General features: G+C 32.8%; 9 protein-coding genes and 1 pseudogene. 7 read left to right on the forward strand and 3 right to left on the reverse strand.

From position 1 onward, the window contains the following. Positions 1-232: pseudogene (locus tag FTV13_RS07340) on the forward strand (IS982 family transposase); the annotation flags it as partial. 195 nt (positions 233-427) lie between these two features. On the opposite strand, the gene FTV13_RS07345 reads toward FTV13_RS07340, so the two are convergent. The 3 genes from FTV13_RS07345 to FTV13_RS07355 are packed head-to-tail and all read right to left on the reverse strand — an operon-like array spanning position 428 to position 4,181. Continuing rightward, positions 428-2,617 (reverse strand): polysaccharide biosynthesis tyrosine autokinase, encoded by a 2,190-nt coding sequence (locus tag FTV13_RS07345; protein ID WP_180011523.1) that lies wholly within the window; start codon positions 2,615-2,617, stop codon positions 428-430. Positions 2,618-2,652: 35 nt separating this feature from the next. Next, on the reverse strand, positions 2,653-3,081 hold the full coding sequence (locus tag FTV13_RS07350; protein WP_034706709.1) for a low molecular weight protein-tyrosine-phosphatase: 429 nt from the start codon (positions 3,079-3,081) through the stop codon (positions 2,653-2,655). Continuing rightward, entirely contained in the window at positions 3,081-4,181 is a 1,101-nt protein-coding gene (locus FTV13_RS07355; protein ID WP_180011525.1) for a polysaccharide biosynthesis/export family protein, read from the reverse strand. The genes FTV13_RS07350 and FTV13_RS07355 overlap by 1 nt, the downstream gene beginning before the upstream one ends. Before the next feature lie 297 nt (positions 4,182-4,478). On the opposite strand from FTV13_RS07355, the gene tviB reads away from it, so the two are divergent. The 6 genes from tviB to FTV13_RS07385 are packed head-to-tail and all read left to right on the forward strand — an operon-like array spanning position 4,479 to position 11,924. Next, positions 4,479-5,756 (forward strand): Vi polysaccharide biosynthesis UDP-N-acetylglucosamine C-6 dehydrogenase TviB, encoded by a 1,278-nt coding sequence (gene tviB / locus FTV13_RS07360; protein ID WP_180011527.1) that lies wholly within the window; start codon positions 4,479-4,481, stop codon positions 5,754-5,756. 21 nt (positions 5,757-5,777) lie between these two features. Then, entirely contained in the window at positions 5,778-6,803 is a 1,026-nt protein-coding gene (locus FTV13_RS07365; RefSeq protein ID WP_180011529.1) for an NAD-dependent epimerase/dehydratase family protein, read from the forward strand. Between the two features lie 56 nt (positions 6,804-6,859). Further along, entirely contained in the window at positions 6,860-8,356 is a 1,497-nt protein-coding gene (locus FTV13_RS07370) for an oligosaccharide flippase family protein (protein WP_180011531.1), read from the forward strand. A gap of 15 nt (positions 8,357-8,371) precedes the next feature. Continuing rightward, positions 8,372-9,604, forward strand: a complete 1,233-nt coding sequence (locus FTV13_RS07375; RefSeq protein ID WP_180011533.1) for an EpsG family protein — start codon at positions 8,372-8,374, stop codon at positions 9,602-9,604. Positions 9,605-9,619: 15 nt separating this feature from the next. After that, positions 9,620-10,726, forward strand: coding sequence for a glycosyltransferase (locus FTV13_RS07380; RefSeq protein WP_180011535.1), 1,107 nt, complete (start codon positions 9,620-9,622; stop codon positions 10,724-10,726). Positions 10,727-10,745: 19 nt separating this feature from the next. Next, positions 10,746-11,924, forward strand: coding sequence for a glycosyltransferase family 4 protein (locus tag FTV13_RS07385; protein WP_180011537.1), 1,179 nt, complete (start codon positions 10,746-10,748; stop codon positions 11,922-11,924). Positions 11,925-11,939 lie beyond the last annotated feature (15 nt).

Genomic DNA, 11,939 nt, shown 5'->3' on the forward strand with positions numbered 1-11,939 from the left:
TCATCGAAAAAATATGCAGGCTATACAACTTTCTGAGTCAGATAAATATCACTTAAAACAGCGCAATAAGATAGAGACTTTATTCAGTTTATTGAAAGGTCAGTACAATTTAGTGACAAGCAAAGCAGGTAGTGTTCATGGATTTCTAGGAGGGATTTACGCGTCCTTGTGTGCATATCAACTGATCCATAAAAATAAGCCAACAATTCAAATTATGAAGTCATCGGCTTAAGCAGGATTCGGGTTATATTAAATAATTATTTTTAATTTTATCAGTCATTATAAGACTATAACTAACTTCATAGTAGGATAAATATAAAAAGCTTCAAACTAATTTGATTACTCTACCTTAGTTTGAAGCTTTATGATAACAATGAGGTTATTTTTATATTTAAGACAAATTTAATTGCTATGAATTAAATTTATCTTAATCACCATCTTTTGAAGCCTTATAAGCATACGCATAGTTATATCCGTACCCATAACCATTACCTGGCCCTTTTTGTACGTCATTCAGAATAACACCATTAACTTTCACATTAGCCTGTTCAAAACGAGTGACAGTAATTTCAAGTTCTTTAATTTGTGTTTTACCATGACGTGCAATTAATAGATTTACACCAGCATATTGTGCAATGATGATACCATCGGTTACGGCTAATATTGGCGGAGTATCAATCAATACGTAATCAAAACTAGCAGAAGCTTGGTCAAGAAAAACTTTAAACTTATCTGTACTGAGTAATTCAGATGGATTTACTGGACTTTTACCTCGAGTAACAAAGAATAAATTATCAACCTGCGAGTTTTGAACAACATCTTCATAACTATTTTGATGATTTAATAGTTCAGATAAACCAGGTTGTACTTCTTTATCAAAATATTTATTTAAATAACCACGACGTAAATCACCATCAATCACTAATACCCGGCTTCCGCTTTGAGCCAAAATAGTTGCTAGGTTGGTAGTAATAAATGATTTACCAATTTCAGGGGCCGGACCCGAAAGTGCAATAATATTATTTTTGGCATTACTCAAAGCAAAATGGATTGCAGTACGCATACTGCGTAAGCTTTCAATTGCAATATCACTACTATCCTTAACCGCAAGAATAGGAATGCTCTTTTTCTTTTTCAGTAAATTGACGCGACTTTCTTGAATAGGAGACCGCGGAACTGTTGCATATACAGGCAGATCTAACTCTCTTTCAATTTGTGCTGAATCCTTGATTCCTGAACGCATCATATTACGTAACAATGCCAGCAATGTTCCTAAAAAACCGCCTAAGAAAATAGATAAAATTATAATTTGTAATTTCTTTGGTTTAATCGGTTCAATTGGTTCTACGGCAGTATCAACAATACGTACATTACCAATTTCACCTGCTTTAGCAATGCGAAGCTGCTGATACGTATTAAGCAATCCTGTATATAACTGTTGTTTAACTTCAACCTCACGATAGAGTTGTAAGTAACGACGCTGTAAATCAGGAAGCTGCTTTAAAGTATTACCCAATGCTGCAATTTTGCTATTAATTGCACCAAGTTGAGCATTCATTTGTTCCATTACTGGATGTTCTTCAGTATAACGTGCAGAAGCTTCAGCAACTTTAAGTTCAAGTTCAGCTTTTTGTGTTTCTAGAGCAATACTTTGAGTCAAATACAGTTCTGATTCTTTAGTTAAGTCCACAGTATTATATTGTTGACGGAACTGGTTAAATTCACGTTCTACCTGATCTAGCTGTTGGCTCAACTCAGGGAGTTGTTCATCTAGAAACTTCAATGTTTGGGCAGATTCAGCTGAACGACGTTCAATATTTTGCTGGCTATAGGCTGTTAAGATGGCATTCAATACTTGAGTAATATGCTGTTTGTCGTGGCCCTGATAATTTAATCCAAGTACACCCGTCATTTTACCTTTTTCAGCCACTGAATAATTATTAAGTATGCGTTGCACTGCTGCAGGTAAAGTCAGCTTTTTAATATTATAAGTAGAATCTAAGGGATCTTTGCTATAAATGGCGACTTTCCAAAGACCATATCTTGATTGAATTTGACTGGTTTGGTTTAAAGGAGCAGTAAATATAATGTCATTTGTTGCTGCATCAGTTAAATTATATTTATTATGATCGAAACTTAATAACAGATTTTTGTTTTTATAATAGTTTGGAATATTAAACTGTCTTACATCAAAACTTTGCTCATTATCTTTGAAGAGTACTGATTTTGTCGTATATTGGATATCATAATTATGATTTTTTAATAATCGATTCCAGATCGAATCTTCAGTACCAGAAATTACAAGGTCCAAGTTTAACTGGTTAATCACTGAGCCAAGCACAAGACGCGATTTTAAAATCTCAATTTCAGCTTGAGCAGGAGATTTCTGCTCAATCATATTAGAAAGGTCACCTAATAAAGCTGCTGATGCACCTTTATTATCTTCTACTTGTACCAGGGCATCTACGTTATAGGTATCTGGAGTGATCCTTAGATATAATAAAGCTGCAATTAAACTCAATAATATACAGATCGTGATCAGTTTCCATTGAGCAATTAAGGAAAAAAATAATTCCTTGAGATCAATAGTATCTTCGGTATTGGCAGTTTGGCTCATAATTTAAATATCAAAAAGTGAAAATATTAAAAAACTTAAATATATTTTTTCCAGTCAGTAATGCAGTCTTGAATCAATCTACAAGTTTCATCAAAGACTGTTTGATCATGCTGATAAGGATCGGCAATATTTTTACTTTGCCAATGTCCTAGTCTAAAGGTTTTACCTTTAGCAAAAGGCCAGGTTTGTTCTATATGTTTTTGCTGATTTTGGCTCATAACTAATATTAGGTCGGCTTTTTTAATGAGTTCTGCATTCAGTTTTTTTGCAACATGAGGACTCATATCAATTCCAAAGCGTTGCATACATAGACTCGCTTTTTCATCAGCTGCATGACCAATTAAACCAGAAATACCTGCAGATTCAATATTTAAATGAGGATATTCCTGTTTTAAAAAATATTCTGCCATTGGGCTGCGACAAATATTACCAATACAAACCACTAAAATATTGTTAATTTTCATTAGTTCCCCAAACGATCTAAATTATACAATGCATTTGAGAAAGGAATAACCTGGTTAACTACACGTTGCCAGCGTGCAAGACCTGAAGCATCTACATAAACAATATCATTGCTACGCATTTTAAACTGATTTGCTAGGCCAAAGTCCCCAATATTACTGAGATCCATATGATATATTTCTGTCATTGGAGAATTTATATTACTTCGTACTACATAGATTTTGCTGCGACTAGCAGAAAGTGGATTTAATCCCAAGCTTTCCCCAATTACATCGCTAAGACTCATGCCTTGGTCACGTATAGGTAGTGACTGGTTTTTACCTGACTCACCCATAACGTAAATTTTTTGATTTTCACGATTATTGACATATAAGGTGTCATTAGGCTGTATTAATAAATTATGTAGAGAGAATCCAGCTTTTTCTAATTCTAAGGTATTCAAACTATAGGAACGTCCCTGACGGACTAATGTAATAGATGTATTATCGCCTTGCTCAGGATTGATACCACCTGCCATTCCTAATGCTGTATAAACGCTCACAGGTTGGTCGTTGAGATAAAACTGGCCACCTTTTACAACATTGCCCTGAACCGAATATCTTTTACCTTGATATGATAATACCCGAACGATGACATCTGGAGTCTTTAAGTAACGTGATAACTGGCTACGTAATTCACGATTGACCTGAGCTACTGATTTTCCTGAAGCTTGATAGCGTCCAATAATTGGAAAATGAATATAGCCATCTGAATCGATCTGGAAGCCATTCGCTTGTGCAGACTGATCACTCGTAATATTACTTGCAGAGGTAAGTTCTGGATAAGCCCATAAATAGATAGATAAAATATCACCCGGACTCAACTGATAGCTGCGGTGTGATGTACTAAAAAGATGAGCATATTCTTGTTGAATATTATGTACAGCAGGCTGAGCAGCCATAATTGATTCTTGATCTAGCTTAATGACATTTACTGTAGTACCGAGATCAGTTTGATAAACACCCTCACTAGGTAAGTCATTTGTTTGTAGACCAGAGGTGATTGCACACCCTGTAGTGGTAATACCACATGCCAATAAAACAGCTAATCGAAAGTGTCGCACAGGCTTTCCTAAATATTAATTTTTAGATTCATTCAAATTGGAGTTATTCTACCGAAGTTACCAGTTATATACATAACAATTTGTAACTTATTACCAGTTTTTTTTAAAGGGAAAAATTAGGTTTATAACAGATAATAATTGTATTAAATAAAATACCAAATTTTCACAAAAAATATACATTACTTTATAATTTAAGTTATTTGAGCACAAATCATAATAGAAATTTTATTGTTTTCTGATACTATTCGTGCCGGAAGATTTTAATCTCCATAAGCACAGTATAAATAAGGCGTTGACATGCTATCTATTGCAGATTTAAAAATTGCGGTGATTGGTTTAGGTTATGTAGGTTTGCCACTTGCAGTAGAATTTGGGAAAAAAGTACCAGTAGTGGGTTTTGATATTTATCAAAAACGAATTGATGAACTTAGAAATGGCCAAGATCATACATTAGAAGTATCTCCAGAAGAACTCAAACAAGCTATTCATTTAAGCTATTCTGCTAATTTAGAAGATTTAAAAAATTGTAATTTTTTTATTGTCACTGTTCCCACACCAATTGATGAATTTAAACAGCCTGATTTAACACCATTAGTAAAAGCATCAACAAGTATTGGTAAAGTACTCAAAAAAGGTGATGTGGTTGTATATGAGTCCACAGTGTATCCTGGTGCAACTGAGGAAACTTGTATTCCTGTTTTAGAACAGGTATCTGATCTGAAATTTAATCAGGATTTTTTTGCAGGTTATAGTCCAGAGCGAATTAACCCAGGTGATAAGCTTCACCGTGTGACTAATATTCTAAAAATCACCTCAGGCTCAACTCCTGAAGTCGCTGAGTTCGTTGATCAAGTATATAATTTGATTATTGAAGCAGGTACGCATAAAGCAACCAGTATTAAAGTAGCTGAAGCTGCAAAAGTCATTGAAAATACCCAACGTGATGTCAATATTGCTTTAATTAATGAGTTGGCAGTAATTTTTAATAAGATGGGAATTGATACTGAAGCAGTATTACAAGCTGCAGGTACCAAGTGGAATTTCTTACCTTTCCGCCCAGGTTTAGTCGGTGGGCATTGTATTGGGGTGGATCCATACTATCTGACCCATAAAGCGCAAGCGATTGGCTATCATCCAGAAATCATTCTGGCAGGTCGTCGCCTGAATGACGGGATGGGGGCTTATGTAGTGACCCAATTGGTCAAAGCCATGATCAAGAAAAAAATCCAAGTTGAAGGCGCCAAGGTTTTAGTACTAGGTCTTAGCTTTAAAGAAAACTGTCCGGATATTCGTAATACCAAGATCATCGATATCGTGCATGAGTTACAGGAATACCATATTCAGGCAGATGTGTATGACCCTTGGGTCGATGCGGCTGAAGCAGAGCATGAATATGCGATTACTCCGGTCAAGAGTTTAGAGCAAGGTCAATATGATGCAGTGATTCTGGCAGTAGCACATGAGCAGTTTAAAGCCATGGGTGCCGCAGAGATTCGTGCCTTAGGCAAGCCAGAGCATATTTTATATGATTTAAAATATGTGCTGGATCAGTCTGAATCTGACCTGCGTCTATAATTTATTAAGGAAGCTATAAGAATGAGCCAATATCAAACTGTATGTGAGCAATTAAAGCAGCACCCAAAAACCTGGCTGGTAACGGGTGTAGCAGGCTTTATTGGCTCTAACCTTTTAGAAACCTTATTAAAGCTTGATCAGACGGTAGTTGGATTGGATAACTTTGCTACAGGGCATCAGCATAACTTGGATGAAGTGCAGAGTCTGGTGGCACCTGAACAATGGGCAAACTTTAAATTTTACGAAGGGGATATCCGTAATTTTGAAGATTGTCAAAAAGCCTGTGCGGGTGTGGACTATGTCTTGCATGAAGCAGCACTAGGTTCAGTACCACGTTCAATTGCTGACCCGATTACGACTAATGCAGCCAATATTACCGGCTTTTTAAATATGCTGACAGCTGCACGTGATGCCGAAGTAAAAAGTTTTACTTATGCCGCCAGCAGTTCAACTTATGGCGACCATCCAGCACTACCTAAAGTCGAAGAGAATATCGGTAAGCCACTTTCGCCTTATGCTGTGACCAAATATGTCAATGAGCTGTATGCTGAAGTATTTGCACGGACTTATGGTTTTAAAACCATTGGCCTGCGTTACTTCAATGTTTTCGGCAAGCGTCAAGATCCGAATGGTGCATATGCAGCAGTCATTCCAAAATGGACTGCGGCTATGATTGCCGGTGATGATGTGTTTATTAATGGTGATGGTGAAACCAGTCGTGATTTCTGTTTTATTGAAAACACGGTTCAGGCCAATATTCTGGCAGCCACTACGCAAAATGATGAAGCTAAAAATCAGGTTTATAATGTGGCAGTCGGAGATCGTACTACACTCAATGATTTGTTTAATGCTATTAAAGCTGCGTTAAATGAAAATGGTGTGATTTATACGAAAGAGCCTGTATACCGGGAATTCCGTGTGGGTGACGTCAGACACTCTCAAGCTAGCATTGCTAAAATTCAGAACTTATTGAAGTATAAACCGCAATTTTCAATTCAGCAAGGGATTCAAAAAGCAATGCTTTGGTATACGAATTTTTTAACCTAATAGAATGAGTGGGTGGAAAATTAATCATTTGGTATGAATAGTTAGGTAGGCTGTGGGTGAATAATACAAGTAATACGCATCAAGCTTTCTGGGTAGCTCTAGCCAGTTTATTATCTTTTAGCTTTGGTATTATTAGCGCTGCGGTATTGAGTCGTTATTTTGAAAAATCTGACTATGGGACATATAAGCAAGTACTGTATATTTACAGTACTTTGCTAGTTATATTCACATTAGGTCTGCCGAAAGCCTATAGCTTTTTTTTACCAAGAACTGAAAATATTCATGCTAAACATGTAATTAATAAAATTACTAAAATATTTATATTACTCGGTGCACTATTTTCTGCTGTACTTTATTTTGGTGCAGCATTAATTGCAAATATTCTAAGAAATGAAGACTTAGAGTTAGCAATTAAGATCTTTTCTTTGGTGCCTCTATTTATGTTACCAACAATGGGAATAGAAAGTATATTCTCAGTATATAGGAAAACGCATTATGCTGCTATTTATACAGTTATAACGCGTGTATTTATGCTGCTATGTATTATATTGCCAGTAATTATCTTTGATAGGACATATATAGGTGCTTTGGTAGGTTTTACAATCTCATCTTTTTTATCATTTATATTAGCTCTGTATTTAAAGCATTTACCTGTGCGTGAATACCCTTCTGAAGCTAGTCAGTTAAAGTATAGTGAAATTTTTTCTTTTTCTTTACCAGTAATGATAGCAAGCATTTGGGGTATTTTAGAATTATCAAGTAATCAATTCTTTATAAGTCGGTATTTTGGTACAGAGGTTTTTGCGGAATTTTCTAATGGTGCGATTGAATTACCATTAATGGCGACTGTAATAGGTGCAACATCTACAGTCTTAGCGCCAATATTTTCTAAATTAGCATACGAGAAAGTAGACTTAAGAAAAGAAGTATACCCATTGTGGAAAAGAGTACTTGAAAAATCAGCATTGCTGACATATCCAGTCCTAATCTTTACAATTGTATTTGCTAAGGAAATAATGATTTTATTTTATGGGCAGGCATATGAAAACTCAGCAATTTATTTTCAAGTATTTAATTTGTATTTTTTCTTTAAAATAATTGTATATGGTCCATATTTAATGAATACAGGCAGACAAAAAATGTATGCCAATGCTCATATGTATAGTGTGCTAATTCTCATTCCACTTCAATTTGTAGTTTTATATACTACGAATAGTCCTATTGGTTTGATTTTAATAGCCTTATTGGTGAAGCTGGGGAGAACCTTCTATTTTCTAAAAGTTATTTCTAATGATTTTTATTTAAAAATATCAGATTTACTTCCATTAAAATTAATGCTTAAAATTTCTTTACCTTGTTTATTTTTTTCAATATTAATTAAGTTTTCATTATTGTTTTGGATCGAAAATATTAATTATTTACTACTGTTAATGATTGGTGGGATTTTATATATTTTACTTTATGTCTTTTATGCATATATTACTAAGTTGAAGTATTATGAAATAATAGGACCTTTAATTAATCGAAGATTGAAGATTCTTTATCGTAAATAATCTAGGTGATTTTGAATGGCGGGATGGCTGAAAGAAACAAAGAAAGATGTTGAAATTAAAATTATACTTTTTTTAATTTCGCCATTTATTTCATTTTTGTATTCACTTAGGAGATTGAATACTAAATCATCTTATATTGTAATATTCTTATCATCAATATTTTTTGGTATTGCATTTAATGCAGAGAAAGTGGTAAACGGTGAATTTGATTATGATAGTTCTTTTTATCGAATGAAATTTGAAAATTATGTGTTCATAAATTTTTATGAATATAAAGAAGGTTTTATAAGCTTTTTAGCATTTGATGATGGTAAAAAAGATTATTATTTTGATACAGTAGCCTTTTATATCAGTCGATTTACAGATAATTACCATTATCTATTTATGGTTTTTTCAATTGTTTTTTCTTATTTTTTTTTAAAAAGTTTAAAATTTTTCACACAAGAAGAGAAATTTAATTTTTCACTGATATGTTTTATATTATTATTTCTTTTTACTTTTAATCAAATATTTAATATTAATGGTGCTAGATTTTGGACAGCAGCATGGGTTGCTGTTTACTGTATATTTCAAGTGCATCGAAATAATAAAATTTATTATCTATTACTTGCTTTGATAACACCTTTTATACATGGAACGTATTGGATTTTTGTTTTCATTCTTTTTAGTTCGATTTTTCTAGTAAGATATAATCGATTTTGGACAATACTTTTTTTTATTAGCTTTTTAGCATCTAGTTTGGCTATTGAATTTATTAAATTAAGTCAATCCTATTTGCCAGAATTTTTATCCAAAATGGTTGATCAATACACAAGTGAAGAAAATATGCAAAAAGGTTGGTCAGGTTTCGGTTGGCTACCCGAAGTTTTTAAGTATTTAGTGATTTTTTATACAAATTTCCTAGTGTTTCTTTTTATAAGGCATTCGGCTGAAATAAAAAGCAATATTAAGACTGAAAGGTTATATTCATTTTTATTAATGTGGGTAACCATATTTAATTTTATGATGATTATACCTTCCTTAGGTAATCGCTATATCCAGCTAAGCTATCCAATTATTGCATATATTTGGTTGGTAGTTTTTTATAGAAATAAATATGATTATGTAATCCTGTTTTTACCACTTATTTTCGTTTGGGAAATCATGAGGTATTTTAGATATTATAAAGATACTTTAGACGTCTCATTCTATTTTTCTAGTCCAGTCTATATAGTTTATAAATATCTAATCTCTTTTAATGGTATGTAACAAGGTATATCAAAAATGAGTAAAAAAATTGTTATAGTTTCTTACGCCACATATCCTGGTACCTCTCCTCGTAATTTACGAACTCATGAGTTGGCTAAGGAATTTGTAAGAAAGGGGCATGAAGTTAAACTCTATGTTTTGACTGGAGATTATGATTATTCTTCATATGAACAAGAAACTGGGATTAAGGTAGTGTCTTTAGGTAAAACTTTTTTCTTTAATTACAATCCTGAGACTGGAGCAAAGCTTAATATTTTCTCAAGAATAATAAAAAAGTTTTTTGGTAAATTTTTTGAATACCCATTTATAGAGTTAATACGTAATGTTTATTTTTCACTAATGGTGGAAAAAGAAATTGATTTGCTAATCACAATTGCCGTTCCTTATCCAATACATTGGGGTGCGGCATTATTTAAAACTATAAATAAAGATCGGCTTAAGGATGTAACTTGGGTTGCAGATTGTGGTGATCCCTATATGGGTAATGACTTTTCTAAATATCCATTTTATTTTTCTTATATCGAAAAATGGTGTTTTAGAAAAGTAGATTTTATCTCTATACCTATTGAGGCTGCAAAAAGTGGATACTACCAAGAATTTCATAAAAAAATAAAAATAATCCCTCAGGGAATAGATTTTGACCAGATTAAAATTACGAAAAATTACGGCAAAAATAGTATACCTACATTTATATATGCAGGCATTTTTTATGAAAATAAAAGGGATCCAAGGCCCTTGCTAGATTATTTAATTGAGCTTAATATTGAATTTAAGTTTATTATTTACACAAGAAATCATAATTTTTTAAAAAATTATGAGGAGCGTTTAATTGGAAAATTGGAGGTTCGCCCTTATATTCCAAGAGTTGAAGTCATTTTTGAAATGAGTAAAGCAGATTTTTTAATTAATTTTGATAATCCCTCTGAGAAGCATTCTCCAAGTAAATTAATTGATTATGCTCTTTCGAAACGACCGATATTAAGTATTAATAGTAGTGAAACCTTAAATAAGGCTATTGTTAATGAGTTTTTAAATGGTGATTATAGTAATAAATTTATTATTGATGATATTGATAAATATAATATTAGTCGTGTGGTAGATCAATTTTTAGATATTCTATAATTTCAATAGAGGCATTAGCATGAAAATAGCTAAATTATTTATCGGTGATCCAAATAGTAGAAAAGGATATTTCAATAATGTTATTGAAAGATGTAAGAAAATTAAGGAAATTGAATCTGATGTTGATTTTTTTATAATACGCTTACGCTATGATTTTTTTGCTCGTTTATTAAGGGGGGGGGAGTTAAACTTTTCTTACTTCGATGATTCTATTATTATAGAAGATATTAAATTTAAAAATATATGGTTGGATGTGAGTGTCTTTGATTATTTTTTTTCTCAAAAAGCAAATAAAAGTGTCGTCTTGGCTCCTAATAAATTAAAAAAAATGGTCCATATTTTTGAAAATTATGATTTAATTTCATGCCATGGTCTTGAGGCTATTTTTTTAGCTAACCATGTGCATGATATTTTGAGAATACCTTATATTGCAACTTGGCATGGTTCCGATATTAATGTCATTCCCTTTAAAAGCTCATATAAGCTAAATGGTATTAAAAAACTTTTGGAATCTGCACATCATAATTTCTTCGTAAGTGAAAAGCTTATGTTGGTCGCTAAAAAAATATCCTCGAATGTAAGCATGAGTGTTTTGTATACAGGTCCGTCAGATATCTTTTTTAAATATAGTGCTGAGCAAAAAAAAAGAGCAAGAACGAAGTTAAATATTAGTGAAGATTACGTTGTAGGGTATATAGGAAATCTTGTACCTATAAAAAATGTACTAATTTTGCCTGAAATTTTTGCTGAAATTCGAAAATATGTAAATGCTAATTTGAGTTTTATAGTTATAGGTGATGGTCCGCTACAAGCTCAACTTAATGAAAAATTTGCTTTGTTAGGAATAGATAATATACATATGTTGGGTAAAAAACTTCCCCATGAAATTCCTGACATCATGAATTGCTTAAATGTACTGCTACTACCGAGTTTAAATGAAGGTTTACCTCGTGTAACACTTGAAGCACATACTTGCGGTGTACATGTTGTTGGTTCAGATAGGGGGGGGATTCCGGAAGCTATAGGAATTGAAAATTGTTTTGAATTAAATAGTTTTTTTATTAAAAATGCAGCAGAAAGAGTGGTCGAGTTGTTAATTGGGTCGCAAGAACAGGCAAAACTATCTGAGAAATTTTCTTGGAAGAAGGCTTTAGGTCAAGAAAAACTTGTCCACAATATGCTAAAGAATAATGCGTAATCTTAGGAGATTAAA

The organism is Acinetobacter sp. YH12235 (genome assembly GCF_013417705.1).
GTDB lineage: Bacteria > Pseudomonadota > Gammaproteobacteria > Pseudomonadales > Moraxellaceae > Acinetobacter.